The sequence below is a fragment of the Echinicola shivajiensis genome, assembly GCF_018642165.1.
Classification (GTDB): domain Bacteria; phylum Bacteroidota; class Bacteroidia; order Cytophagales; family Cyclobacteriaceae; genus Echinicola; species Echinicola shivajiensis.
This window is the reverse complement of the sequence record NZ_JAHHZM010000003.1, coordinates 1-26,616: the sequence shown is the minus strand read 5'-3', so window position 1 is coordinate 26,616 and position 26,616 is coordinate 1. Positions and strand designations below refer to the sequence as shown.

Sequence of the window (26,616 nt, the reverse complement as noted above, 5' to 3'; positions counted from 1 at the left end):
ATTTGGCTTTGAACCCAGTTTAAGCCCAAGCTTTATCTCCCTCTTTATAAGGGTAGTCTCCTATATATTTGCCTGGTATAGCGACATAGCGAAGCGCTTTAGTAGTCCCTAATTCCGAAGTAAAATAACCAAGCAGGGTAATTTGTTTGATCAAATAAAAGTAATGCCTAGGCTCTTCCACGCCTTTTTTTTGCTGATGATCAATTGACTCCTTATCTATTATAGTTAATAACTCAGTACGCTCAGCTTTAGTCAACTCTTGGAAAATTCGATTGTATTTAGACTTAGCTGAATTTTCCAATTTCCCGATGCCTTCCACAATAATTTGTTGATCTATTTGTGAATAACAATCTCGCACCATGACCGGAATAAATTCACCAACACCAGCTTCCTTTGCTCCTGGGCTACTTGTTGGTGGAAGAATTGTGTCAGAAATATCTCCTAGAAAATCTATTATTTCAGGAGAAAACAAGCTTTCCACTGTTTTTGAAGCCTCTCTACTACATCCTGTTAAAAAAAGGTTTGCACCAACCACGGTCCCACCCATAATCAATGCCACCTTAGTTAGAGCATCTCTTCTATTCATATTTGATATCATTAATTCATTTAGATTATTAAAATTTGATAACTACTAATGACTCCCAGTAGCTAGCTTCGTATAGTAAAGAGAAGCTGTAAACATGCCCCCTGAAACTTCATAAAAGTGTTCGTCTAGTTCAAACCTCCCCTGCTTCACCAAGGTCCAGCTCGCTCCTGAGAAGGGATGCCTTGTTCTCATTTCCTCCCAGTTTTCATAATTCATATCTCCATTGGTTTCCATCATTGCCATTCCCAATTTTGGGAAAGGAGCTAATGAGGCTGCAATATGTTTATTCCAATCTACCAATATGGGGTTTACAGTTAAATCAGCACAAAAACAAGGGATGCTATATTTATGTGCTATCTCCACAATCTTCAGCGTTTCACTCAGTGTTTTGGCAATAGGTTTCAGTGCAAATGCCCCATATCCTAATTTAATTTTCCTTTCGGCGTCCGCAGCTGAATGTATGCTCTCATCCGCAGCTATAATGAGTCCTAGGTCTCTCACACTTTCCTGATTTTCCTCACTAAGAGGCTCTTCATAAAGCAAAATATGATCAAAGGCACCTATTTTCCTGGCAAAATCAATATAAGATTCGATTGAACTCTTTAGAGTATAACGACCATTGGCATCCATCGTGTAATACAGTTTCCCGGTACTGGTTTGGTCTGTCTCAACATTTTTTAGAACCTCATGAATTTCCAACAAACGTTCTTTGTCTTTTTGAAGCATCTCTTCCTCAGTCCCAGGCTGTCCTGTCTTGATTTTGAACACAAAATAACCATCCTCTGCTGCCTTGCGAATAGAGGATAGGCTCATTCCATAGGAAACTTGATACATGACGGCCACCTTATCATTTCTGAACGACAGGGCTTCTCTATAAGGGAATGGCAGTACATCTTTTAAACTTGATAATCCATTTTGTTTCGCAAAAAGCATCCATAAGGCGTTATCTATACTCACCAAGGCATTATAAACAAAATTGATATTCAAATCAGAATGCCCTGTAAGCTGCTTTGCCTCATTATAAATTCCTGGAAGTATCTTATCAATTGCTACAATTGGAGATTCAAAAGTTCGTCCTTCCAGTTTTCCCAATGCTTTATTGGCAAGTACATACATCAGTGCATTACCTCCTGCTTCAGAATTTGAGGCAAATATATCCGCATCCCCATAAAGTACACTTTGTGTGGAAAGGCCCAGCCCTGTATTTCCTTTAGTGTCCTTAATTTGTGTGGCAACTTGCCAAAGTTCTGTGAGGTAGCCACCTTTGAAACCAAAAGGATATCTGAGTTTTTCACGCTCAAAGTTTGAAATTGCTTCGGCAATCATCAGTTTAGTTGTTTTGCTTTCCAAATCATTTTTTATAGTGTACCCCTGCAACAAGCTTAAAGAAGTTAATGCTACAGTCCCATGTTTTAAAAAATACCTTCTATCCATTATCAATATGTATTTACTATCAATGGATAATATAATGAATATCCGCTATCATTCGACACCTTCTCCATTGCAAGTAATAAGTCCCCTATTTCACTTAATCTGTATTTCTCAGTATAATTCACCCTCATATCCCAATAGACTAATTCATTTCCTTAAATTCCAGAATTATGATAGGCTTTTTGAATGCTTTCAGTCCTGCTTATGGTAGATGATTGAGAAACCTCTCCTCATCGCTCCAAAATCATATTCTTGGCCAGGTTCATTTCGGAAAAAACCGATATGATTTTGCCCCAACCTCAGCCAACTTCAGTAGATGAGGCAGGGATAAGAAATCACACCTATACTCTCTCTATGAGATCTAAAACCATCACCATCCTGGGTTTTGAGTTAAATTGTCATTTAGGACAATCTGACTTTCAGGAATTGAGTTGAGATAATCTCTATCAAGTCTAAAACCATAGCCATTGGGGATAGCATTTTGAAAAGGATCCAGAAAACCGTTTTCATCGATCGGAAAGGGATTTTCTTCAATCTGTGAAGCCATAAACCCTTTTGGTCTTGTTCCCACAATCAGCTCATCAGCTGCTGCCCACCTTGCTATATCATCCCACCTGAAACCTTCCGCGGCCAACTCTACCCGACGTTCACGTCTTATTTCATTAATGATTGGGGACAAATCAGGGAAATCCCAGTTCAGATCCGTAGTGATCCCACTCAAAACAAGGTTTGGCATCCCTACCCTTTCTCTGAGCACCTTAATGGATTTATCAATATCATCCTGGGTAAGGGTACCTAACTCAGCTTTAGCCTCAGCAAAATTTAACAGCGCTTCAGCATACCTATAAATCAAGCCTGGAGATTCTTCGTACTGCTGAACATGATATTCGGTATCAGGGTTATATCCTTTTTGGATAATATACCCACTAGGCGCATTATAATCAGCCGTGGAGTTAAGGCTATTATAAACACTACTCCAATATTTTAATTCGTCATTAGAAAGGATTTGCCACACTTGATCTGGTGTTGCAATAGTTTGATAAAATCTTGGGTCGCGATTTTGCGCTTCAATGGCCAATAAATTATACCCGCCAAAAAGTGGATTTCCTGCAATGGGCTTACCATCAACGCAAAGGTAGGCATCAGCCAATTGTTTAGTAATGGTCCTATTGCTTGGGGTCCTCATCCGAAAAAACCGGTCATTGGTAAAACTTCCATCTCCTTGGGTTACACTCTGATCAAAATTCTGCCAGAACATCAATTCGCTATTGGAAGAATAATCCAACAGAGAAAATAAATCTTTATAGTCTTTATCGGGATTACCAGTGCTGTAAACCTCATATACACCAGAATCAATTAGTTCTTCTGAAGCTTCCACGGCTTTGGAAAAATATTTATCCGGATCTGCATTTTCAACTCCAAAATCAGTCCCTTCATGATATTTTTCCCATGATCCTTCATAAAGGGCTACACGGCTCTGGATCAGTAAAGCCATCCAGCGGTTTATACGACCTGCCCCAGTTGTTTTATCAGCAGTAAGGTAAATTGCAGCTGAGTCTAACTGATGAATAATAAAATCTGCCACCTTGTTTCGTGGATCACGGGCATTATACAATTCTGGAGAATCGGGTCCTAATTCCTCTGTAATAATCTGAATATCCCCATAGCTGCGCATTAAATCAAAGTATATCAATGCCCTAAAGAAATATGCCTCTCCTAGATACTGCTGATAATCTTGTAAGGAATAATTTGCTTCAACCCTCCGGTAATTATCGAAGAAAAAATTAATACTACGGACATCTCCAAAATTTATACTCCCTGTTGGAGTAACTACTCTTGTTCCCTGAAGTCTTAAATCGGGTGTACCTGCCACCTCATTATCGCTATCAAAGTCGCTACCATGATTGGCATACTTGGGAAAATTATTCCTGTTGTAAAAGGTGTTCAGATAGGCGCGCATTTGCTCAGGCGTGTCAAAGAAAATATCAGATGAGGTGGCATCCAAAGGTTCTCTGTCTAGAAAATCATTTTGACAAGCACTGTTTAAAAGCCCAACAACAATGGCTATTATGAAAATATATTTATTCATGATATTCCTGATTTAAATATTAGAAAGTAAGGTTTAAACCAAATGAAAAAGATTTGGTATTGGGATATATTTGTCCAGTGGTCCGATATCCTCCAAAACTTGTATCTGAAGCTATCATAGTTTCTGGATCCAAAACCTTGGGCAAGCCCGTAATCAACAAGAGATTTTCTCCAGAAACATAGACCCTTAACCTACTTATACTAAAACGACTCAAAAATTCACTCGGCACCGAGTAACCCAGCTGTATATTTCTCAATCGCAAATAAGCTGCATTGATTAAATACCGACTTTGAACTTGGCGATTCTTGTTGGTCTCCGCAGTAAAGTAGGGCTTTGGAAGATAAGCATCCGTATTTGGTCCTAAGATATTGGTTTCATTAGCTGGTCTCCAGTAATCCAGGTTATAAGAATCCTTGAACATGGCAGAACTTTGCCAATTAAAGATTGCCCCCCAAAATATTGAAGAATTTAGCTGGGGGTAATAATCCTGCTTACCTACACCTTGCCAAAACATTGAAAAATCAAAGTCTCTCCAGTTCATCCCTCCAGTAATTCCAATATTATACCTTGGTTGGTTATTGCCTATTATCCTGAGGTCTCCATGATTATCCAAGGTCCTTTGCCCATCATTGATAACTCCATCTCCATTCAAGTCCTTATATTTCATATCCCCTGGTCCCCATTGGCTGTGATATCTTGATTGATCCGCCATTTCTTCACCTTCTGTTTGGATAAGTCCATCAGACTCAAATCCCCAAACTTCACCTACTCTTTTACCAGCATACCAGTTGTCAATCAGTCCTTCATCATTTCGATATTTTAGTATCTTGGATCGGTTATCTCCGAGACTTACACTAGCATTATATCCAAAATTTGTGGAAGGGTTATCTTTCCAGGATAAAACTATCTCATATCCTTTTGTGGATAATTCAGCATTATTTGTTCTTGGAGCTGCCGAACCTAATTGATAAGGTAAAGAAAGAGCAGGTCCCACCATATCTGCTGTCACTCTATTGAACCAATCTACTGTTAGATTTAACCGGTTTTCCATAAAGCCAGCATCAACGCCTATATTAACAGAGGTAATGGTTTCCCATGTTAAATCGTCACTAATGAGGGCGGGAACATTGGCGTAAGCGGGCCTTTCTCCATTGATTATCCAAGTAAGTTGGCTTCCTGTTGGCATCGTGGACAAGTAGCGATAATTCCTAACATTTTGCGTGCCTGAAGTTGTGACATTTTGGTTCCCTAACGAGCCATAGGACGCCCTAATTTTAAAGAAATTGGCAAACTCCCTTAACGGCTCCCAAAAGTTTTCCTCTGAAATTGCATATCCTACCGAGCCTGAGGGAAAGAATCCCCAACGATTGTCAGGTGCGAAACGAGAAGATCCATTATACCTTGCACTGAATTCTAATAGGTATTTTTCTTTGAAATTATAATTGACTCTTCCAAAAACCCCTTGGGTGGCCCAATGATAAATCATATCATCCAAGCTACGTTCTCCTAATGAGGTACTTATAGATGGAACATCTCCGCTTATCAAGTTACTTCCCGTACCAGTAATTCCAGTATAATAACGATACTCTTGTTCATAACCCGCTAAAGCCTTAAAATAGTGATCGCCAAAAGTTTTCTCATATGAAGTGATACCATTAATCATCGTATAGATATTTTGAGAAAACGAGGATTTATATCCTAAAACAGCTTTTCCTATATTACCGAATTCCCCTGTGCCTAATTCCACAGGAACAGGCCTCGGATTGGAAGTACTGCGATGCCCTTGATTATTATGATTGAAGGTAAATGAAGTTTTCCATCCCTTAACAGGCTCTAACTCCCCTCCTAAGGTGATAAAAAAGTCATTTGTATAACCTTTATCCCGTCCAGAACTCTGTAAATTCCGAACTAGGGGACTTTGTATAGTTCCGTTGATATTATAAAAAGGCATCATTGGGGCGAAGGTGAACATCCCATCAAACAAATGTTCACGCCCCACTGTAGTATAGCCCATTGGATGATCACTTTTGTTATATGCATACTTTACACTTGAATTGAATTTCAACCAAGGTGTTAGTGCAGCATTATAATTGGTCATGAAGTTATACCGCTTAAAACTATCATTTCCCCAGCTATATAAACCATTTTGCTCTACATATCCCCCTGAAACATAAAACTGATTACGTTCATTACCACCTGAAACATTGATATTATGTTTTTGGTTAAATGCTGTATTGCCCATTAGAATATTTGGCCAATCATAATTGGCATTACCATTTCGACGTCCTGCCCAAATATTATTAATTGGATTTTCCGGATCGTATTCGTGTGGAAAGGTCCCATTTATATATCCCTGAATACGCTCCATCTGCTCATCGCTGTAAATAGCATTTATTCCTGCATTGGCTGCCGCCTGATTATATACGGTAGCCCAGGTATAAGAATCCACAAAACTTGGCAGTCTTACGGGCTTTCCAAAAGCCAAATTATTTGAATACTGAACATTTAGGCCTCCATTCTTACTCCCTTTCTTTGTAGTAATAAGAATTACACCAAAAGGCGCCCTTGACCCATAAACTGCTGATGCTGAAGCATCTTTTAAGATTGAAACACTTTCTATGGATTCTGGATCAATATTATTTACATTCATCTCTACTCCATCCACCAAAATTAATGGAGAGGCATTCCCCTCAAGGGATCCCATCCCCCTAATATTCCAATTGCTGGAAGTCCCAGGCTCCCCTCCGCGCATATTCATGGAAATATTAAGATTGGGCGAGGTACCCTTAATCAAATCCGCAACATTATTTGCTGCACGATCTTTTAGACGATCTCCAGAAATCACATCTACGGAGCCAGTAAGGTTTTCTTTTTTTTGTGTTCCATAACCAATAACAACGACTTCATCAAGCCCCTCTGAATCCTCCTCTAGTATAACGTTAATCGTTTCCCTACCATTTATAGGCACTTCTTTAGATTTAAATCCAATATAGCTAAATACAAGTGTTGCATTCTCTTCGATATCAACCAAAGTATACTTTCCTTCTAGATCAGACTGAGTCCCCTTTGTTGTCCCCTTAATTACAATATTTGCTCCGGGCAATGTACCATTAGCTTCCGACACTTGTCCTGAAATAGTAATTTGCGCATGAGCCACAACTGAACAAAGCAGAAGAGCCAAAAGAATAATCTGTTTTAATAAAACTTTTTTCATGTCATTTGTATGGGTTAAACGGCTAAAATCAAGTCAAAATTTAGGCACATAGGGCGGACATATTCAAACAGTTAGATGTAAAAATTAGCGGGAACGTTCCCGAAAAAAACATGATTTTAAAAAAACTAAATGTGATTTAACCATGAATTTTCAGCTTTATTAGACCTCTCTAAATCCATCATAAAACAGGTACTAAAACTAATTAGCTTTGGAATGATTAATGAAAAAACTTAACTCAGTTGAGACAGCAATACATGTGAAAAACCTCATTCCAATCTAGATAAAACCAAGCACCTCAAAGAGGTGCATCATCTACAAATGAACAACAAATCTCAGGTGTAAAACACCCTAGTTGGAAACCAGAAAAACTTCCACTCCGTCACATCCTTACCCCCTCAAAATGCAGTTACTTTGCTTCTCTTTATGCCCTTTCCACCAATACAAGGATTTGTGCTGAAATAAAAGTTTTTCAAAGTGGGTTTAAGAAAAGATATAGCATATAAAACCTACTGCAATTGATTTTTGGCTAATGCAAATTGTATATTGACACGAAAAATGTTAGATGGATAAAGAAGAAACCCAGGTGTGAGCTTACACCTACACCTAGGTTAACAATTTATACCTGTAGAAGGATATTGCGCTGAGGTAAGAGACCTGCAATATCTGATAGGCATGACCTCATTAAATCCTTTTAACTACATCCTTGTATACTTAATTTGAAAGTTGATTTCAAAACGATAATCGTGAGCTTACCGGCAAATGATCAGATGGATGCTTATTTCCTTCGTATTTATCTGATATTACCAAGTAATCCTCTACCGTGAATGCGGAGGACACAAAAATGTAGTCAATTCTGTTCTTGGCATTTCCTTGAAACACCCCTCCTCCTAAATTAGTCCCCTCCACACCTTGGCGAGGACTTTCTGTTATTTCAAAGGCATCTGATAAAAGTCCTTTAATGGCTTTAATCTGCGAAGTATTAATTGTAGAATTTAAATCCCCTAAGGCAATTACAGGATTGTCTTTTGCTATCTGTTTAATTTTTTCGACCAATAATGGCCCTGATTTTTCCTTAGCCTTCTTCAACCTCCAATAGAAATGGGAGTTAAAGACAAAAAACACCTTTTCGGTTCCATTTACCTTGAATTTGGTCCAAGTGCATATCCTTCTGTCCGTTGCATCCCAACCTATACTCGGATCATCAGGCGTTTCACTGAACCAGAATACTCCTTTGTCCAATACAGTAAACAAGTCCTTTTTATAAAATGTTGCGCAATTATGCAAATCATGGGTCTTTCCACCATAGGGATAACCGACATAATCGAAACCAGGCAACAAGCCCTTTAAATCTGCAATTTGGGTGGAATCACCTTCCTGTGTACCAACCAAATCAAACTGGTTTTGGACAATCAGGTGAGACAATGGTTCTTTTCGTTTTTCCCATCCATTGCCGGAAGCCACATCTGCTTTGGGGTTGTACCGGATATTATAGCTAGCGGCACGGAAACTTACCGTTTCTGGGATTGAAGAAAGCTCTTGATTTTTTCCTCTTCCGCAACTCAAAAACAGGGTGGGCCATAGAATAATTAATATAATTAGTTTTTTCATTGACCGTGAAAATTGGATAAATGGAGATCTATTGGAATTATTGGGCTAATAAAACTTGGCTATAATTAACCTAAGATCATAGTCTTATAATTCCTTTAGAATCAATTTTGCCAAAACAGGGAAATGATCTGAGGCATAAGTCTCATTGACCACCTGATGAGATTCAACTTCAAAATCCTTTGAGGATTTATAGATAATATAGTCAATGATTTTTCTTGGGTTATTGGTAGAAGCCGTATTGGCACAACCTGATTTACAAGTCCGCTCAAAATATCTATCAAAATGAAGGATGGCTGGGCTGCTGGGAACGGCATTAAAATCACCTACTACAATTGCGGGAATTTCATTATCCGTAGATTCATCAAAATACTTGGTAATAAATTTTGCTTGCGCTAGGCCATTGGATTCACTGGTAAAATCCATATGGGTATTTCCAAAGTAAATCTTTGATTCTTCAGTAAGACTTACCGTAACCAAAGAAAGGGTACGCTGTTCAGTACCTTCTTCTTTAGGTAGCTTGATCGTCTTTTCATTTGATAAAGGATACTTGGATAAGATAGCTGTTCCATATTCTCCTCCCCTATAGTCAATACCTTTTGAGAAATAAAAATAATCATAGCCGGTCAATTCAGCGAGTTTTTCGGCCATATGTAAATCCGACCCTGACCTTTCGGTATAAACATCGACTTCTTGCAAACCCACAATGTCAGCATTACTCTCTATGATTACCTTTGCTACAGCATCGAGATCAATAAAGTCAGGCTTGGATGGAGGATTGGAATGGTGGATATTATAGGACAATACGGTGATTTCTTTTTTGCTTTTTGGTTTTTCTATTTCTGGTGTAGGCTGCTCACCATCTTTACAGGAAATTAACCCCAACCAGATAGATAATAGGATATAAATGAATTTCATTTTTCTTATGGGTTATTTAGTTATATAAAAAGAATTAGTCGTCTATGGAAAGCTTCTAATATTGAGTCAAAACAAGCTATTTGAAACTTTCAAAGACATTTAAATGGCCCAAGCCAATTAATCTACTTTTATTTATTGGCCAGTTGTTCAAGAACCCTATTCGGGTAGTTACTGATAATCCCGTCCACTCCCAATTCAATCATTTTGACGATATCAGCTTCTTCATCTACTGTCCAAGTTATCAGCTTCATTCCTGCACTTTTGCATTTTTTTAATAATGCTTCATCTACCATCGTGTACAAGGGACTATACACTTCAGGCACAAAATTCAGCTTGGACATATAGGTTTCAAAATCCTTCTTATAAACAGCCAAATATGACAATCTCACATTAGGATATTTCTTATGAAGATAGTTTAGGCACCTGGGGTCTGCAGACTGGATTACCAAGCGATCGTTCAAGTTTTTGCTTAATAAAATCTCCATCACCTTGTCCGCATATTCCTCATATGGATAAACGAGTCCATTTTCCTCTTTTAGCTTGCTTGATTTTATTTCGATATTGTAGCATATAGGTTCCAAACTGTTGTGTTGGATAAAATTCTCCACTGAATCAATCACATCAGAGGCCAGTGGAATGCTTGCTTTAAACCTTTTTTTATCTGGAAACCTATCATGGTACTTGCTGCCGATATCATATTCCTTTATCTCAGCGTAATTCATTTTGCAGAAAATTAACCTTTTGGCCTCTTCTTCCGGTATTTCTCCCCCTTGAGTACTTAAGGTATATTTTGGATTAATATGGGCATCATGCGCTAAGATGACCTTTCTGTCCTTTGATATTTGAAGATCGAACTCCAAAGTGTTTACACCTAATTTGACAGCTTCAATCATCGCCTCCAAGGTGTTTTGGGGCATCAATCCTGCAGCTCCCCTATGCCCTTCTACTTTGGGGTTTTGAGGCTGTGGGCCATGTGTTTCTTGTCGTGCCAATAAAGGATGCAAACCAAATACCAGTGTCACAAACAAAATTAGTTGTGGTCGTCTCATGTAAGTTTGATGATTTTCTATCTATTGATTGAGATAATAGTAGCGAGAATTTGAAGTAAAAAATCCTTGAAAAGAATCATATAACTGATTTTAAAAAAGGGCCCAAAAAGCATTACTATTTGGGCCCAGATTCAATTATACAAAACAAGTAAAATTAATAACCAGGATTTTGTTTCAATCCAGGGTTGACTTTTAAACTGCTTTCATGGTATGGCCATAAGTATTGATGTTGTGCAAAAGATCTGTCTTCGATTTTTAGCGAGACCAACTGTCCATCTACTTTTCTGGTATGTCCCAATGCTGGTTGATTCAAAACATCCTCAGCAATTTTCCAACGAATAATATCATCATATCTACGACCTTCAGCGGCCAACTCAACTCTTCTTTCGTTTCTGATCAGTTCAACCCATTCATTTTGGCCAAACGCACTATATTCAGGAAGCGTAACATCAGCTTCAGACATGTCCAGACCGGCACGCTCTCTCAACTGATTGATGCATTCCTTGGCCAATGCGTCCACATCATTCATCATGATCTTAGCTTCTGCATAGGTTAATAATACTTCTGCATATCTCAAAAGAGGGAACTCCATATTGCTACCATTTTTGAAGGCATCATCATCGGAAACGAACTTACGGAACCAATATCCAGAACCACCGGCACGGGTCTTTTCATAAAACATGGTAGATTCAGAATTGTAAACATCAATTGTCTCCCCGTAAAAGTCGTCACCATGGCCCATAATACTGAATTCATATCTTGGATCCCTGTTCAAATTGGGATCAAGTTCGTATTCCTCTTTTGTATAATAAGGGCAATTATCAATGGCACGACCTTGTAAAGTCCAGTAGCTATCTACCAATGATTTTAGGGGCACAATATAGGATTGACCGTATCCTGTTCTAAAATGGGGGCCTAAATGTGGGAATGCATAGGTGCTGCCACTAAAACTTTCTCTATTTTGATGAAGGATCACCTCATTATTTTTATCTGAGGCTTCATACTGGAACAATTCACCATATTCAGGATGCAAGGAATATTCTTTGCTATCCATGATTTCCTCAGCCAATCTTGCAGCTAATTCGTATCGCTCAAAATACAAAGCATAGCGCATAATGATAGCTTTCATAGAAAGTTGGTTCAACATGTATTTGTTGGAAGAATAAGTTCCCACAGGAAGCTTATTGGCGATTTCTTCCCCTAGAGGAAAGATGATGTCCAATACTTCTTCTTTGGGAGTCACAGGCTGTCTGGCTTCATCAAGATCAGCAGGTTCAAGAACAAAAGGCACATCACCCCATCTCGAGGTCAATATGAAATAATGCCAAACACGGATTCCTTGAAGAATATTTGAATACCTGTCTCTTACTTCTTCATCTTCTACATAAGGGACATCTACTTTATCAATGAAAGTATTTAACCTTCCCAAATGCTTCATATGTAAACTATAATAATATTCCATGGCACTAGAATTGGCATTTAGATTACCATTGGCAATGACCTGATGATGATCACCGCTTAGACGTGCATAGGCATTATCTGATCTTCCATCCTGCATATATAACATGAGCCTGCGATCACTATTATGTGTAAAAACATCCCTGTAACTACTGTAAACTACCCGGCGCAAATCGTCTTCATCATTGTAAAATTCATCAAATGAAGTGGCTGTAGGGTCCGTTTTATCCAAGAAGTTCTCGCAGCCTGTCAATGACATACAGGCTAAAATCAATATTATGGTTAGTTTTTTCATTGCTGACAATTAGTTTAAAGTATCGTGAATTTCACTCCAAGACTATAAGTAGCCATTCTTGGATAGCTTCCATTTCCTCCATTATCTTCAGGCTCTAACCCTTCCCAATTGGTAAAAGTAAAAGCATCTTGGGCATTGATATACATGCGCAAGTTATTAACGCCCTTGATTGGTTTAGGAATGGTGTAGCCTAATTGTAAGGTTTTGATCCTGAAATAGGAAGCATCACTTAACCAAATATCACTTAAATTGGCATTAGGGCTAGTTCCGGTCCATACTCTAGGGAATCTACTATTAGGCGTCTCAGGAGTCCATCTATTGTCCATATAGTATTGTCTTGGGGTACCAAGGGCATTGGTATTGCCATCCATGATCACAGGGTATCCCTCAAGACCATTTACTCTTCCCAGTCTTTCACCAACTCCTTGTCCCAAGAAACTAAAGTCCCAATTTTTATATCTTAAATTCATATTTACAGAGTAATTCATGTGAGGAAAGGGATCACCTAGATATACCCTGTCCTTCTCATTGATGATACCGTCATTGTTTTGGTCTATATAACGAATGTCTCCTGGAAGCGTATTGGGCAGTTTGGCTTCAGTAGAGTTTACATCATTTTCCGACTGGAAGTAACCATTGCTTTCATATCCATAATAATTGTTTATGGCACTTCCGTTATACCATATTTTATCAATATTACCTTTGAAAACTAAGGTATCCGATGCATTATAACCTGCTTTAAGCACTTTGTTTTTATTGTCAAACAACATACCTCCAATACTATACTGAAAATCACCAATATTATCACTCCAGTTTGCGGATACTTCCCAACCTTTGTTTTCTACTTCACCGATGTTAACAGATGTTTCTAAATAGTAAGAACCAGTTAGAGGAGGTACAGGGAAGTCTCCATACACAAGGTCTGTTGAGTGCTTCTTATAAATTTCTCCTGTAAAAGAAAGTCTGTTTTTTAATAGGCTCACATCCAATCCAATATTACTTTGCGTCTGGTTTTCCCAGGTAAAACTAGGGTTAGGTACTCTCATGGTCCATCCCCAGTTATTTACATCTTCCTGCCATAAGTAAGGGGCGACATTTTCGTTACCAACTTTACCGTAAGAGAATCTAAATTTGATATTATTGATAATGCCCCTTTCATTCAAATCTCTAAAGAAGCTTTCATTATGCATATTCCAGGCAACTGCTGCAGAAGGGAAGAATCCCCAACGATACCCTGGTGCAAACTTAGAACTACCATCCCTTCTTGCCGTCACTTCCAATAAGTAGCGCTCATCAAAAGAATAGTTCATTTTGGTATAAAAAGAAGCCTTGGCAATCTCTCTGTAGTCCGTATAAACATGGTTCATGATCTCTGAACCTGCGATCAAATAGATTTTGTCTTTTTCCTTTCTTAGCTTGCTCTCATAGTTGATATTACCTCTTGCAGTAAACTGACTGACACTTACACCTTGAGAAGCACCCACAGCATTCGCCCAAGTAGTGGTCGGTCTACCTTCTTCATCATAAAACTTAAAGGTCTCTCTTTTGTACTTATTAGCTGACTTATTGATCATATAGGATACATTTCCACTAATGTGTAAGTTATCATTGATATGATACTTTGGTCTCAGATTGATTGTGCTATTATCATAGAGATTATTATAAAGCCCTCCATGGTGAATACTGGCCACTGGATTTCTATCATCATATAAGGCATAATGTTCAGGAAGATCGGAATCATAAAACACTGCTTGTGTAGGATTCATTCTCCATGCATCAGTATATAGACCATGTCCATCAGTATTGGCATAAAGTCTATCAACCTGTAACCTTTTCGCATAGAAATCAGCCAAAAGGACGAATTTATCATTGATATTGATATTGGTATTGAAACGGGCAGTGAATCTTTCACTACCTTCATTGATATTAAGGCCGTTTTCCTTTAAGTAAGCCAACATTAGATTGAAAGTACCTACACCGCCACCACCTGAGATATTGGAAGCAATATTATAGGAATGTGCTCTTCTTTCCATAATTTCCTCTACCCAATTGGTATTGGGCAATTCACCCTGTTCGCTTAAAGCTATATCTTCATCAGTGTAAAGTAAGCTCTGTCCCTGAATAGACTTGGCCTCATTATTAAGCCTCATATAATCCGCTGAATTCACAAAGTCAGGCATCATAATCGGATCGTTAATAGCTGTCCAAGCATGCATATCTACCTTGAACTTACCTGTAGTACCTCTTTTAGTTTCAATGATGATTACCCCATTGGCACCTCTAGAACCATACATGGAAGCTGAAGCAGCATCTTTTAGGACACTGATACTTTTGATTTGATTGGGGTCAAGATCTGTTAAACTTTGCTCCATACCATCTACTATAACCAATGGAGAAGCACTTTGTAAAGTGGCAATTCCGCGAATATTGATGCTACCAGGTGTTCCTCCTGGAATATTGGAAGCTTGCATCATGGTTACTCCGGGAATCGTTCCACTAAAAGCTTCTTGTAGTTTTCCAAGAGGGCGGTTAACAGCCCTTTCCATGTCCATATCAGAAACTGCGGACGCCACGTGTTTCTTTTCTACAGCACTATATCCAAAAACTACTACTTCATCCAAAGCAGCACTTTCTTCTTGAAGCACCATATTAATGTTTGAGCGGTTATTTACACTGATTTCTTGGTCTTTAAATCCAAGCATGCTGAATATTAAAACAGCATCTGTATCAGTAGTGATAGTAAATTTTCCGTCAAGATCTGCCACTGTGCCCAGGTTGGTACCTTTGACCAAGACAGTAGCCCCTGGTAGAGGTTGACCACCTTGATCTCGAATGGTACCAGTAATTTTAATCTTATCCAATGGTCCAGCAGTTCTCTCTTCTAGCTTCACTGAAATACTATTGTTAAGCTGCTGAAACTTCAATGGGTGTGTTGTCGATAATTTGTCTAAAAGTGCAGCTACGGAAAGCTTTCGCTTGGCCAAACTAAACTTTAAATCACTATTAATTATGGTTTCATCATAAAGGAACACAAAATCAGTCATCGATTCTACTTGTTCAAAAACTGACTTCAAACTGGCATTTACTGCCTCAAATTCTATATTGATTTCTTCAGGGTTTTGACCTTGCGCAATTACTCCAAAAGATATCTGCGTACTCAACAACTGTAATCCCAAGACCAGGGAAAACAGCTTTGTTTTACGCAGCAATTGTTTTGTAATGGTATTAAACATAAATTCAAAGGTTAGTTAAGTTAATTTTAATGATTTCATTTGTCGATACTTAAAATTCTTAATTAGCAGTGGTAGGCCAATCTCCGACTTTTGGCTTGCCACTTTTTGTTATGGATCTTAGTATAGAATAGTCTCTAGTTGGGATTTCTTCATAGGCATTTTAATTTGGGTTTGAGGTTATTTTTATAGTATCATTTGAGATTCGTTTCCATTGGATATTTTTTATAAACTGTATTTGGTTCAAAAGATTTGACAAGCTGTCTTTCTTGAATTTCCCTGAAATGGTCTGATTAGCAGTTGCTTTGTCTTCAAAAATGATTTGGATATCATAATTTCTCTCAATTATTCGTCCCACCTCCCCTAAGGATATATTGTTTAGATAAAAAAGCCCCCTCTTCCATGCCAATACCTTGTCCATATCAACTGCTTGTTTCGTCAATGATTTATTGGGATTGAGTACTGCTTCTTGATTTGCGATCAATGAAACCTGCTGTTGGTTTGAAATTGTTTCCACAAGAACTTTTCCCTCAAGAACACTCACCTTGGGAACTTCATCCTCATAAGCATTAACATTAAAGGAAGTCCCTAATACCGTAGTATTTAAATCCTTACCTAAAACTTTAAAAGGTCTTTGGGGATCTTTAGCCACTTCAAAATAAACTTCTCCGGTAGTCTTGACTTCTCTGCTGGATTGGCCAAAATGTTCGGGATAAGAAATACTTGAAAGGGCATTCAAAAAAACTTTACTGCCATCATCCAAGGTAAAGTCCAAAATCTCGCCTGTGGCAGTTTTCCGAGTTACCCAATTCTTCTCAGGGTTAAATAAAACAGTAGAGAAAATCCAATATCCAGCCAGTAACAAAACAGTAACAGCTGCTGCAAATTTCCATGCCACCATATAGGTAGATCTAGATTTTGGCTTTGAGACCTCAGCACTAAGTGCCTTCTCTTTGATACGTTTAAGTATCTCTTCCCTTACATCATCTAAGTCTTCCTTATACAATTGCTGTTTCGACTGACTTAGTTTCTCAAACCATTTATCAATTACCTGGTTTTCTTCCCTAGAAGTATTTCCTTCAAGATATTTCTTCAGGAGCCGATCAAATTCTTTTTCGCTCATCATTCGCGTGTCATTTGATCTATAGTAGAAGAAGGGGGCACTTACACCTACGCTAAAAGCAAAAAAATCAGAATATTAATAATTAGTTAATAAAAAAAACTTACACTTAACACTACAGTTTAGAATATTCCCAAAACAAACATCATAGCAACACCAAGATCTGATGACTTTCTAAGATGGTTTAAAGCTTTGTTAAGCTGGTTTTCAACTGTACTTTTTGAAATCCCTAATTGATTGGCGATTTCTTGATTGGACAAATGCTGATACCTACTTAAGGTAAAAATCTCCCTACATCTGGAGGGCAGCTCTGTTAATCTATGGTCAATTTGGTGATGAAGTTCCTTAAGATAAATTTTCTCTTCTACATCATTGCTTTGATGATGTGCTTCATTGAATTGATCAATAAATTTTCTTTGCAAGTTTTGTTTTCTGATGTGTTCAATAAAACGATACTTTGTAGCTTGATAAAGGTAGGAATATGGGTTCTTTATGGATAGACTTTCTCGTCGGCTCCATAAATCCAAAAAAATTTCTTGGACAAAATCCTTACTTAACTCTTCATCACCTGTTGCCGAAACACTCAGTTGGAAAAGTTTCTCCCAATACTTGTTGTACAGATTTTCAAAAGCTTCCCAAGAGCCCTCCTTTATCGCCCTTATATGGCAGGTATCTTCGTTGAGTTTCTTTTCGTAAATCTCGGACATATCCTTTTAGTATAACATTTAAAAAACGCTTGCAAAAGTGTAATAATTATCAAAAAAAAATGAAACACATATATTATATTTTCTTTAATAATCCCCCGATGCATAAACCTGAAAATATTTTAATGAAACAAATAATCAATCATTAATCATATATTTTAACAGTTTATTTTTTTTCACATGTAATTTATTTAAAATTTCAACATAAAAGAAAGTAATTAATACAAAATTTAACTTAACATTATAATTCGAAATAGCATTATCCTCAAAAACCTTAAGTTTTTTCACTATCCTCTGTTTTTCAAAAATTTACCCTAACATGAATAAGCCAAATCTTTTAAAATTCTTTTTCACATTATTGATCACCTTATTTTCCGTTATAGCCTTAAACAAAGGTGTATATGCAGGCAGTCCTCCCAATATCATCATCTTTTTTACTGATGATCAAGGTTATGCCGATGTGGGGATTTATGGAGCCGAGGGCTATGAAACCCCAAACTTTGATGAATTAGCCAATAATGGAATCAAATTTACCGATTTCTATGTACCTGCCACAGTTTGTACCCCCTCGAGAGCCGGACTATTGACTGGCCGCTATCCCAAAAGAAGCCAACTACATGAAGCCGTATTATATCCCTATTCAGAAGATGGACTGAAGCCAGAGGAATATACCATGGCCGAAATACTTAAGTCAAGTGGCTATTCTACATATTGTATAGGAAAGTGGCATCTGGGACATAAAGAAGAATTTATGCCCAACAACCAAGGATTCGATGAATTTTATGGTGTGCCTTATTCCAATGACATGGATAATTATTACTATAAGAGAAATAATTTCCAATCTCCACCTCTTCCCTTCTTTAGAAATACCACCCTATTAGAAAGCAGTCCAGACCAACGTTACCTGACCAAGAGATATACTGAAGAAACCATCAAAAAAATAAAAAATAGAGGGAACGAGCCTTTTTTCATCTATTTAGCCCATAATATGCCACATAAACCTTTATATGCCTCCCCTGAATTTGAAGGAAAGAGTGGAAAAGGTATTTATGCCGATGTTATTATGGAATTGGATTGGAGTATGGGAGAAATCATAAAAACCTTAAAAACGGAAGGTATATATGAAAACACCATCATTATTTTCACTTCTGACAATGGCCCACAAATAGGTTCAGCTAAACCGTTAAGAGGCAAAAAAGCCCAAACTTGGGAAGGGGGTCAACGGGTTCCGGGAATCATTTCATGGCCTTCAGTGATTCCTTCTGGTATTGAAAGCAAACAGTTTGTAAGCACACTGGACCTATACCCTACCCTTGCCCATATCGCTGGTGCTAAGATCCCTGATGGATTAAGGATGGATGGAATAGATATCAGTGAATACTTGTACGCTCCTGAAAAACAAAACCTTCCTGAAAGACCATTTTATTATTATGCGAGAAATGGAAAAGTTGAAGCTGTCAGATTGGGCAAATGGAAACTTCATATAGAAAAATCAAGTAGCTGGAACGATCAAGAAAATGGCGCATTCCCAATTTCTCTATTTAACCTGGAAAATGATATTTCAGAAGAAATCAATATAGCTGATAAGCACCCAGACATTGTCAAAAAGCTAACTAACATGATAAAACAATCGGAAAAAGAAATCTCATAGTTCAATATTTCATTCTACGATCAAATGTTTCTAGAGCTTGGCACAATACAAAGCTGTTTTTATAAATTCAATCCAAAAGCTGAAAATTGCATTAATTGCCGATCGGCTGAAATGAATAGCCTTGCATTCTATCGATAAGCTACAATCTGATTACTGTAAGAATTAATAATGTCTAGATCTAAACTTCTGACCTTGAAATATTATATTATGTATATCCGCAATTGCACCAGTAAGTATGACCCTTCAAAACATTCCCTCAAGAATGGCCCAGATCTTACTGAAATGATAAATTAAACCTGTCTTCCGCCAGGTAGATCAGTGTAAATCTGTGGAATCCATGAGAAATAAGGTTACTGGTGTGAAAACGGACATTCATATTCATGGAACTCAATTTTGTGTTTTCTTACTTATTTTACCAAGTAATTTGTTGGTGTTTTACCAAAGTGTTTTTTAAAGGCAACTATGAATGAACTAACATTTTCATAACCTAAATCAAATGCAACTTCTTTTACACTTTTCTTTTCCCCTAACAATTTGATAGCTTCCATGAGTTTTAAACGCATTTTCCAATCTCCAAAACTCATACCCAGTTCTTTATGAAATAATCTTGAAAGGGTTCTTGGGCTTACAAATGATTTGTTGGCATAATAGTCGATGGTATGTTTACTGGACAACTCATTCATTAAAGCATCTAATACTACTTTTATTCTTTCATCCTGACTAGTTGGCAGAAACGTTGTGCTTGGTTTCAAAATAGAAAGTTCGTCTATAAACACTTCGATTATTCTATTTTGTTGTTGAGTCAACCTAATCGGGTTGGCAAAGGACACTATTTTTTCTAAGATACTTTTTAAAAAAATTGAAGTTTCAAATGCGAAACTATTCATAGGTAAATTCCTGAGTTTCGATTCATCTATAAATGCTGTAATTATCTTTACATTGCTGGGAAAATAAACTTGATGTTCTTCGTTACCAGCAATCCAAACACCCTGTAAAGAATTAACTATCCAAATATTCTTTTTGGTAACAACCTCCATAATACCAGTATTGCATGATATGATTTGAGCTCTTGGATGCGCGTGCGAACTTGCACATTTAGCATTTTGAATTTCTTCCGAATAGGTAGTTACCGGTCGTAACTCATTCACCTCAAAACCATGGTCTATTTTAATATTTGTCTTATAATCGATATTCATTGTCCAAATATAGTAATTAAGACTTTGCTAGAAGTTCTGAAATTTGATGAAAATTAAAAACATTAGATTATGGACGATAAAAATCATAACTCAAACATTGTAAAACAATTTTCAAAACAAGCTAGTGCTTACACCTCGATTACCTCACATAGTGATTCATTGGATAAGCTAATCTCAATATCATCGGCTTCTAAGAGCGATAAAGTTTTAGATATAGCATGTGGTTCTGGCATTGTATCTTGCGAATTTGCGAAATACGCCAGCCATGTCACAGGAATTGACATGACACAAGGAATGCTTGATGAAGCAGAGAAACTTCAGGCCAGAAATAACCTTACTAATGTGGCTTGGCAAATTGGGAATGTAGAAAGTTTACCTTATGAGGATGATAGTTTCTCAATTGTAATTTCAAGATTCGGTTTCCATCATTTTTTAGACCCTTTTAAAGTTTTGTCTGAAATGAAACGGGTTTGTAAACCTGAAGGAAAAGTTTTGGTTGTTGATGTTTCTTTACCAGATTCAAAGATTAATAAATACAATGAAATGGAAAAAAACAGGGATTATTCTCATGTAGCGGCACTTTCATTAACTGAATTTTCTCGCCTTTTTGAAAAGGTCGGTTATAAAAATTTAAATACAGATTTCTATTCCATGCAAATTGAACTTAAAGAGCAACTTAAAGCATCTTTTCCTAGTGACGCAAATGCTTTAGAAAGTATGATCATTGCAGATGTTGGAGTAAATGATTTAGGGATAAATGTTACAAAGATTAATAATGAATATTTTTTACACTATCCCATTCATATTTTCTCAGCAGAGAATTAAAATATCTTAAAAAGTCCTTCTTAAATGAGGGACTTTTTCAATTAAGAATCCAACTTATTTGTCCACTTGGTTATCACAGACTTATCCCTCCAGCATAATGGAATAAGCCTTGATTTGATTGCTTTTCTTTTAACAAGAAAAAAACTAAACCAATAAATAATATTGGAAACTTACCTAAACGTTCCATGTACATCAACTCTTTTCCCCACTTCCTCTCCTCTTTACTACCACCTGCTCCCCAAAAAATAATTCCTTCAGCATAACTGAAATTGCAAATTCCAAGCATAGTAGGCTAAAGTAATATTCTCCACCCAATTGGGAAACACCATCCAAAATTAGGTGTAAATAATAAGGCGGGGCAAATCCCGCCTTATTATTTACACTTTAACAGTTTTTTGGGCACTACCTATTTCATCAATCTGAGAAGATGGTAGACCTACTAAAGGAGATACGAATGCCAAAATAATTATTTACAAACCATTCTTGATATTATTGCTTTATTTTTGAAAAGAAGGCAAACGGGTACTTTTTAATATTAAAGAAGTTCTTCACAATGAAAACCATGATGTTGTATTGCTTTTAAAACTGCATCAGCTTTAATATTTGGGGTCTCTACTCGAAGAATATTGTCACAATCCTCCAAATCAAAGTTCCAACGGCCATCTCTTGCAATCAAACGGTTTAATGTGGCTTGAACAATTTTAATCTCCCTATTTTTTTTAATGGAGGTTTTAAATACCAAAACTGTTTTCATCCTAAATGAAATTAATTAACGTTCATAAAAAAACGGAGGTTCTACACCTAAAGCGCGCAAATAAACATATCCTTGTCCTCGATGATGGATTTCATTATCAATAAAATAGAAGATTGAAGACCAAACTGTACCCTCATATTGACCGAAAGCTTTAATGCTCTGTTGAAACTGCTCGGGTTTTATCTGTGCCCAATAGGTGTTTATCTCATCTGTGGCTTCATCCCAAAGTTCAAGAATTTTTGTTTTTTTGTTACCGTGATTTACCTCTTCCACTAGCTTCTGGGTTTCTCCAGTAGCAATTTCTTTAATGCCCGGTCCCGCTATACCTAAAAGCTCCATAACCATATCAGCAAAAGTACGCATACCACCTATAGAATAATTAAAAAAGGCTTCTTCAGGAAATGCTTCTATAACTCTTCGGGTCAAGCTTCGGTGACCTTGCCAATGTGCCAATAAATCAGCAGGTGAAATCACTCGTTCCAATAATGTGTTTGTTGTAGATTCCATAAGTTTAGTTTTTGTTATTTGAAACCAAAATTATGATGGGCTGGTGACAGCTTTATGTCAGCAGGAAAAAATAAATTATAAAAATGTTTATTGACATAGGGTTGTCACCTGCTATATATCTCTTTGCATAACATAAGAAGCGAAGTCATTATGTTGAAATCAAAATTTAAAACATACTTCCGCCTGAAGTCCTATCTTTGGGAAATAGCTTATCGCATTATGGGTTTAGATACGGCAAAACGTTTTGATAGAATTGTAGCTATCCTTATTCAGCTACAGTCCAAACAAATAGTAAAAGCACAAGAATTGGCTGATAGATTTGAGGTAAGCCTACGCACCATTTATCGTGATATACGAACACTTGAAGCATCTGGCGTGCCAATTGTAAGTGAGGCAGGTGTTGGTTATTCCATTATGGAAGGATACCGATTGCCGCCAGTTATGTTTACTAGAGAAGAAGCCGGAAGTTTTGTTGCCGCCGAAAAGCTAATGCAGAAGTTTGTAGATAAGTCCTTGGGCAATTATTACGAATCTGCCATGATGAAGCTAAAATCTGTTTTGCGTGGCCGTGAAAAAGATTGGATTTCTGCTCTAGAATCACAAATATTGGTTGACCCAGCACATAAATTATTTAATGAGTGTTTACCTAATGCCCTTGAAACTTTGTTTGAAAGCATTGCTGAAAAAAGACAGGTGTTTTTAAAATATCAAGCTTTAAATAGTGAAACACCCTCTGAACGCTATGTTGAACCAGTTGGAATTTATCATGAATCGGGGTTTTGGTATGTATTAGCATTTTGTCATTTAAGAAACGATTATAGACAGTTTAGAACTGATAGAATGCTGGCTATTAAGTCAACGCAAAATAATTTTACGAGAGAACACATTTCTCTGGATGAATATCGTAGTCAGTATGAAAATATACCGAAAACAAAAGTTGTTATTACTGTTGATAAAAGTATAGTAAGGTATATAAACAACAGCAAAATGCAACATGGTTTTGTGTCTGAAAAAGTAAAAGGAAATCAAGTAGAAATGACATTTATGACACCCTATGTTGAACACGGTTTTTCAAGATGGTATATTGTGTTTTCAGATTATGCTAAAATAATTGAACCCGAAAGCTTAAAACTTCAGGTAAAAGCTATTTTAGAAAAAGCGATTACTAAACTTTAATCTGAACAATCATTTTATAAGACTTTATCCATTTCTTGTTTTGTAGGCAAAACTCAATTATTAAAGATTCCAACTTTCAAAAGCCAAAAAGAAAAACCATACAGCTTGCAGTCTGTGCAAAGCTAGTTCAGTAGTAACAAGCAATAAGGGCAATATACCAGCTAAAGCTGAAAGTGAAATAAATAAAGCAACTTCGGTTAAAGCCAATCCAACAAAACCATCCTCTGTATCCATATATTATTAGAGGACATAATTTCGCCCATGATCTTCCCATTTTATTTCTTTTTGATCTCTTTCATTAAGTCCTCCAGATAATCTGTTTGGATTTCCTGAATTTCCAAAAGCTTCCTGTTCTGATGTACCAATAAATGGTCCATTTTTTCACTGAGTAATTTTATCTCAAGTTCTGCTTTTAGGTTTACTTTATAATCATGTTCTGCCCGTTGTCTATCCTTTTGTTCTTGACGGTTTTGGCTCATCATTATAATAGGCGCTTGAATGGCTGCCAAACAGGAAAGGATGAGGTTCAGCAAAATAAATGGATAAGGATCAAACGGTTTTCTAGACAAAAACCAAATATTAATCATCATCCAAATAAGGATAAACGAGAAGAAGGTGATAATAAAGGTCCAACTGCCTCCAAAGGCTGCCACCTGATCAGCAATTCTTTGGCCCAAAGTAAGTTCAGCGTCCATTTCATCCTGAAAATTTTCAGAGAGGATGGAATTATTCTTTATGGCATCCATCACATCTTTGTCGATATTGGCTAATTCTCCTTTTTCTTGAGTGATTAAAGAAGTTAAATAATGCCTTCTGTATTGGTTAAGTTCGGCCAATGTGATGAAGCTCGATAAATCAAATTCGGGATGCTCAGACTTGATGAGATTAAAAATCCCTTCCCTGATATCCTGACCTTTAACCTCTTCTCCTTTTTGAATTTGTTGTTGACTGATATGGCTCGTTCTCATTTTTAAATCTTTGAAGCTATACATTAACACCAAAAAGATAACCAACTAATGCTGACAAGCCCATTGCTATCATTCCCCAGACTACAATTCGAATTATTAATATATATACGTCCGAACCTCCCGTCCTTGCAGAGCTTATCCCCAAAATGACTAGAAAGACAATGGTTATAGTCCAACATTTCCACTATTAAAAATTAAGCTAAAAATTCCTGTAACCCTAACAGCTGCATAGTGATTTTCGTTATCTATTAACTGAACACCATATACAACGGATAAAACATATATAATGAAACAGTTTTTTAAAGAATTATTTGAATATAGTCATCATTTCAACCAAAAGTTATCGGATATTTTTATTGATCAGCCAGACAAAATATCTGAAAAAGCAGTTAAGGTATTTAATCATCTTTTGAATGCCCACCAAATCTGGAACAACAGAATTAAGCCTGAACAGCCGACCTTTGGTGTTTGGGAATTGCACAACACGAAAGACTTAAAGCGCATAGACAAGATAAATCACGAACAAACATTGCAGATACTTGACAATATGGACTTAAACGCCAGTTGCACCTATAAAAACACGAAAGGTGAAATATTCGAAAGCAGCGTTCAGAACATTTGTTTTCACATCATTAACCACTCGACATATCACAGAGGACAAATTGCAACAGAATTTAGGCTGTACGGACTTGAACCTTTAGTTACAGACTACATTCTTTACAAGCGCTAATATTGGCAAAAGAGCCATACTATATTTCATATCTCGTATTATCAAAAAACACTACGATTTCTTATAATCTGTCCAAAGAAAACGCATTCTTAACGGGGCATCGGATAGGGCTGGGAGTATCTTTAGGGGGACGAGCGTAAAGAAAACAGTCAGTGACTGTTTTTAGCGAGTAACCAGCTTGCAGGGCAGGCACTTTCGTTACGAGGTTGGTCCCTCTCACTAAAGTGCCGGTTCCGATCACTACTTGCTCCTAGATTAAAAATTGTCTTGCATAACTGTAATTGCAAATTCCAAGAATAATAGGGTGATTGGCCTTACAGTCCTCCCTCATCTGCAAAGAAAAAATAACCTTCTGATGTTATAAAGATGTGATCTAGTATGGGCAGTTCCATCATATACCTTTTAACCAAAACAATTAATATTTATTCAACCATCGAATCGTGGATCATGACCATTCCCAAACCTTCCTATCCTTTGACCGGATTTTAATCAACACCCAAAAGACAGCAAAAATGATGAGTTCATCTTTTTATAGCATAGAGGAATTAACCTTTAAAATCCATGAACTGCTTATTTGAGAGGTTAAAAAATTGAAATCAAAGCCCTTAAAGATATAAAACTGTTATTTGAAGCCCCCATGGTTTTGGCCATGGGGACTTCAAATAATATCCCTACCAAATCAATACTTCCTTGGCATGTTTCCTTTCGTTTGTCCTGAACAGGCTGAACATGGCCATGAACTCATGGGTATTGCCGGGCAAGAGATAACTGCCGTTGGTTGGGAACTCATAGACATAGCCCACCTTCACCCGCTTCAGCAGGAAGCCTAGCTGCAGGTTGTTCGCATAGTCCACCCGGTGCCCTGCACCCAACCAGAATTTGTCCATCAACAAGGCCTTCAGGTTGAACTCTATATTGTCCGGAAGGTCTTCCTGGTTCCTGTAAAAGAAATTACCGATCACCGAAAGATTTTCACTTACAGCTTCCCTATAGCCTGCCTGGACGATATAGTTGATGGGCCTTCCTTCCATAAACTCATCTCCGCTCGCAAAGCCACCACCGTTCACCTGGTGCATCGCATAGGACAGGTAATACTTTTCATGTGTCAGC

Annotated in this window: 22 protein-coding genes; 4 read left to right on the top strand and 18 right to left on the bottom strand. The window is 37.2% G+C overall.

The window, feature by feature from the left end:
* Nucleotides 1–19: 19 nt before the first annotated feature.
* The 11 genes from KMW37_RS07065 to KMW37_RS07015 all read right to left on the bottom strand — a co-directional run bounded on the left by KMW37_RS07065 (nt 20) and on the right by KMW37_RS07015 (nt 17,702).
* Nucleotides 20–586, bottom strand: a complete 567-nt coding sequence (locus tag KMW37_RS07065; protein ID WP_215223920.1) for a gluconate 2-dehydrogenase subunit 3 family protein — start codon at nt 584–586, stop codon at nt 20–22.
* Nucleotides 587–631: 45 nt separating this feature from the next.
* Nucleotides 632–1,912 carry a mandelate racemase/muconate lactonizing enzyme family protein gene (locus tag KMW37_RS07060; RefSeq protein WP_215223919.1) on the bottom strand — a complete coding sequence of 427 codons (1,281 nt, stop codon included), beginning with the start codon at nt 1,910–1,912 and terminating at the stop codon, nt 632–634.
* A 475-nt stretch (nt 1,913–2,387) separates the two neighbouring features.
* A complete protein-coding gene (locus tag KMW37_RS07055) occupies nt 2,388–4,106 on the bottom strand; it encodes a RagB/SusD family nutrient uptake outer membrane protein (RefSeq protein WP_215223918.1) in 1,719 nt (572 codons plus the stop codon).
* Between the two features lie 19 nt (nt 4,107–4,125).
* Complete coding sequence (locus KMW37_RS07050; protein WP_215223917.1) at nt 4,126–7,320, bottom strand: SusC/RagA family TonB-linked outer membrane protein; 3,195 nt, start codon at nt 7,318–7,320, stop codon at nt 4,126–4,128.
* A 729-nt stretch (nt 7,321–8,049) separates the two neighbouring features.
* The gene (locus KMW37_RS07045; protein WP_215223916.1) at nt 8,050–8,928 is read right to left on the bottom strand and encodes an endonuclease/exonuclease/phosphatase family protein; all 879 of its coding nucleotides are present in this window, start codon (nt 8,926–8,928) and stop codon (nt 8,050–8,052) included.
* Between the two features lie 84 nt (nt 8,929–9,012).
* A complete protein-coding gene (locus KMW37_RS07040; protein WP_215223915.1) occupies nt 9,013–9,843 on the bottom strand; it encodes an endonuclease/exonuclease/phosphatase family protein in 831 nt (276 codons plus the stop codon).
* A 128-nt stretch (nt 9,844–9,971) separates the two neighbouring features.
* On the bottom strand, nt 9,972–10,892 hold the full coding sequence (locus KMW37_RS07035) for a glycerophosphodiester phosphodiesterase family protein (RefSeq protein WP_215223914.1): 921 nt from the start codon (nt 10,890–10,892) through the stop codon (nt 9,972–9,974).
* A gap of 154 nt (nt 10,893–11,046) precedes the next feature.
* Nucleotides 11,047–12,645, bottom strand: coding sequence for a RagB/SusD family nutrient uptake outer membrane protein (locus KMW37_RS07030; protein WP_215223913.1), 1,599 nt, complete (start codon nt 12,643–12,645; stop codon nt 11,047–11,049).
* A 14-nt stretch (nt 12,646–12,659) separates the two neighbouring features.
* Nucleotides 12,660–15,878: a SusC/RagA family TonB-linked outer membrane protein gene (locus tag KMW37_RS07025; RefSeq protein ID WP_215223912.1), complete on the bottom strand. Its 3,219-nt coding sequence runs from the start codon at nt 15,876–15,878 to the stop codon at nt 12,660–12,662.
* A 160-nt stretch (nt 15,879–16,038) separates the two neighbouring features.
* Nucleotides 16,039–17,001, bottom strand: a complete 963-nt coding sequence (locus KMW37_RS07020; protein ID WP_215223911.1) for a FecR family protein — start codon at nt 16,999–17,001, stop codon at nt 16,039–16,041.
* A 116-nt stretch (nt 17,002–17,117) separates the two neighbouring features.
* Complete coding sequence (locus KMW37_RS07015) at nt 17,118–17,702, bottom strand: RNA polymerase sigma-70 factor (protein ID WP_215223910.1); 585 nt, start codon at nt 17,700–17,702, stop codon at nt 17,118–17,120.
* Nucleotides 17,703–18,018: 316 nt separating this feature from the next.
* Here KMW37_RS07015 and KMW37_RS07010 point away from each other — a divergent pair, with 316 nt between their 5' ends.
* The gene (locus KMW37_RS07010; RefSeq protein ID WP_215223909.1) at nt 18,019–19,350 is read left to right on the top strand and encodes a sulfatase family protein; all 1,332 of its coding nucleotides are present in this window, start codon (nt 18,019–18,021) and stop codon (nt 19,348–19,350) included.
* Between the two features lie 407 nt (nt 19,351–19,757).
* Here the strand turns inward: KMW37_RS07010 and KMW37_RS07005 are convergent, their stop codons facing one another.
* Nucleotides 19,758–20,546, bottom strand: a complete 789-nt coding sequence (locus KMW37_RS07005) for an AraC family transcriptional regulator (RefSeq protein ID WP_215223908.1) — start codon at nt 20,544–20,546, stop codon at nt 19,758–19,760.
* Nucleotides 20,547–20,615: 69 nt separating this feature from the next.
* On the opposite strand from KMW37_RS07005, the gene KMW37_RS07000 reads away from it, so the two are divergent.
* Nucleotides 20,616–21,371 carry a class I SAM-dependent methyltransferase gene (locus KMW37_RS07000; protein ID WP_215223907.1) on the top strand — a complete coding sequence of 252 codons (756 nt, stop codon included), beginning with the start codon at nt 20,616–20,618 and terminating at the stop codon, nt 21,369–21,371.
* A gap of 73 nt (nt 21,372–21,444) precedes the next feature.
* Here KMW37_RS07000 and KMW37_RS06995 read toward each other — a convergent pair whose 3' ends face one another.
* The 3 genes from KMW37_RS06995 to KMW37_RS06985 form a co-directional block, all read right to left on the bottom strand.
* Nucleotides 21,445–21,657, bottom strand: coding sequence for a hypothetical protein (locus KMW37_RS06995; protein WP_215223906.1), 213 nt, complete (start codon nt 21,655–21,657; stop codon nt 21,445–21,447).
* Nucleotides 21,658–21,906: 249 nt separating this feature from the next.
* Nucleotides 21,907–22,125 (bottom strand): hypothetical protein, encoded by a 219-nt coding sequence (locus KMW37_RS06990; protein WP_215223905.1) that lies wholly within the window; start codon nt 22,123–22,125, stop codon nt 21,907–21,909.
* A 15-nt stretch (nt 22,126–22,140) separates the two neighbouring features.
* Complete coding sequence (locus KMW37_RS06985; protein WP_215223904.1) at nt 22,141–22,632, bottom strand: DinB family protein; 492 nt, start codon at nt 22,630–22,632, stop codon at nt 22,141–22,143.
* Between the two features lie 150 nt (nt 22,633–22,782).
* Between KMW37_RS06985 and KMW37_RS06980 the strand changes: the two genes are divergently transcribed.
* Entirely contained in the window at nt 22,783–23,808 is a 1,026-nt protein-coding gene (locus KMW37_RS06980; RefSeq protein ID WP_246581382.1) for a helix-turn-helix transcriptional regulator, read from the top strand.
* A gap of 60 nt (nt 23,809–23,868) precedes the next feature.
* Here KMW37_RS06980 and KMW37_RS06975 read toward each other — a convergent pair whose 3' ends face one another.
* Both KMW37_RS06975 and KMW37_RS06970 read right to left on the bottom strand, forming a co-directional pair.
* A complete protein-coding gene (locus tag KMW37_RS06975; RefSeq protein ID WP_215223903.1) occupies nt 23,869–24,042 on the bottom strand; it encodes a hypothetical protein in 174 nt (57 codons plus the stop codon).
* A gap of 41 nt (nt 24,043–24,083) precedes the next feature.
* Nucleotides 24,084–24,776: a DUF1003 domain-containing protein gene (locus KMW37_RS06970; RefSeq protein ID WP_215223902.1), complete on the bottom strand. Its 693-nt coding sequence runs from the start codon at nt 24,774–24,776 to the stop codon at nt 24,084–24,086.
* 286 nt (nt 24,777–25,062) lie between these two features.
* On the opposite strand from KMW37_RS06970, the gene KMW37_RS06965 reads away from it, so the two are divergent.
* Nucleotides 25,063–25,506: a DinB family protein gene (locus tag KMW37_RS06965; RefSeq protein WP_215223901.1), complete on the top strand. Its 444-nt coding sequence runs from the start codon at nt 25,063–25,065 to the stop codon at nt 25,504–25,506.
* 671 nt (nt 25,507–26,177) lie between these two features.
* Here the strand turns inward: KMW37_RS06965 and KMW37_RS06960 are convergent.
* The coding region (locus KMW37_RS06960; RefSeq protein WP_215223900.1) for a type IX secretion system membrane protein PorP/SprF at nt 26,178–26,616 on the bottom strand (439 nt) is incomplete at its 5' end.

Bases quoted from the DNA above. Each gene is read 5' to 3' on its own strand.
- KMW37_RS06995 (WP_215223906.1), bottom strand. From the start codon at position 21,657: ATGCTTGGAATTTGCAATTTCAGTTATGCTGAAGGAATTATTTTTTGG.
- KMW37_RS07020 (WP_215223911.1), bottom strand. From the start codon at position 17,001: ATGATGAGCGAAAAAGAATTTGATCGGCTCCTGAAGAAATATCTTGAA.
- KMW37_RS06965 (WP_215223901.1), top strand. From the start codon at position 25,063: ATGAAACAGTTTTTTAAAGAATTATTTGAATATAGTCATCATTTCAAC.
- KMW37_RS07005 (WP_215223908.1), bottom strand. From the start codon at position 20,546: ATGAATATCGATTATAAGACAAATATTAAAATAGACCATGGTTTTGAG.
- KMW37_RS07045 (WP_215223916.1), bottom strand. From the start codon at position 8,928: ATGAAAAAACTAATTATATTAATTATTCTATGGCCCACCCTGTTTTTG.
- KMW37_RS07050 (WP_215223917.1), bottom strand. From the start codon at position 7,320: ATGAAAAAAGTTTTATTAAAACAGATTATTCTTTTGGCTCTTCTGCTT.
- KMW37_RS06985 (WP_215223904.1), bottom strand. From the start codon at position 22,632: ATGGAATCTACAACAAACACATTATTGGAACGAGTGATTTCACCTGCT.
- KMW37_RS07055 (WP_215223918.1), bottom strand. From the start codon at position 4,106: ATGAATAAATATATTTTCATAATAGCCATTGTTGTTGGGCTTTTAAAC.
- KMW37_RS07015 (WP_215223910.1), bottom strand. From the start codon at position 17,702: ATGTCCGAGATTTACGAAAAGAAACTCAACGAAGATACCTGCCATATA.
- KMW37_RS07000 (WP_215223907.1), top strand. From the start codon at position 20,616: ATGGACGATAAAAATCATAACTCAAACATTGTAAAACAATTTTCAAAA.
- KMW37_RS07040 (WP_215223915.1), bottom strand. From the start codon at position 9,843: ATGAAATTCATTTATATCCTATTATCTATCTGGTTGGGGTTAATTTCC.
- KMW37_RS07035 (WP_215223914.1), bottom strand. From the start codon at position 10,892: ATGAGACGACCACAACTAATTTTGTTTGTGACACTGGTATTTGGTTTG.
- KMW37_RS07065 (WP_215223920.1), bottom strand. From the start codon at position 586: ATGAATAGAAGAGATGCTCTAACTAAGGTGGCATTGATTATGGGTGGG.
- KMW37_RS07030 (WP_215223913.1), bottom strand. From the start codon at position 12,645: ATGAAAAAACTAACCATAATATTGATTTTAGCCTGTATGTCATTGACA.
- KMW37_RS07010 (WP_215223909.1), top strand. From the start codon at position 18,019: ATGAATAAGCCAAATCTTTTAAAATTCTTTTTCACATTATTGATCACC.
- KMW37_RS07060 (WP_215223919.1), bottom strand. From the start codon at position 1,912: ATGATTGCCGAAGCAATTTCAAACTTTGAGCGTGAAAAACTCAGATAT.
- KMW37_RS06980 (WP_246581382.1), top strand. From the start codon at position 22,783: ATGTTGAAATCAAAATTTAAAACATACTTCCGCCTGAAGTCCTATCTT.
- KMW37_RS06970 (WP_215223902.1), bottom strand. From the start codon at position 24,776: ATGAGAACGAGCCATATCAGTCAACAACAAATTCAAAAAGGAGAAGAG.
- KMW37_RS07025 (WP_215223912.1), bottom strand. From the start codon at position 15,878: ATGTTTAATACCATTACAAAACAATTGCTGCGTAAAACAAAGCTGTTT.
- KMW37_RS06990 (WP_215223905.1), bottom strand. From the start codon at position 22,125: ATGAAAACAGTTTTGGTATTTAAAACCTCCATTAAAAAAAATAGGGAG.
- KMW37_RS06975 (WP_215223903.1), bottom strand. From the start codon at position 24,042: ATGGATACAGAGGATGGTTTTGTTGGATTGGCTTTAACCGAAGTTGCT.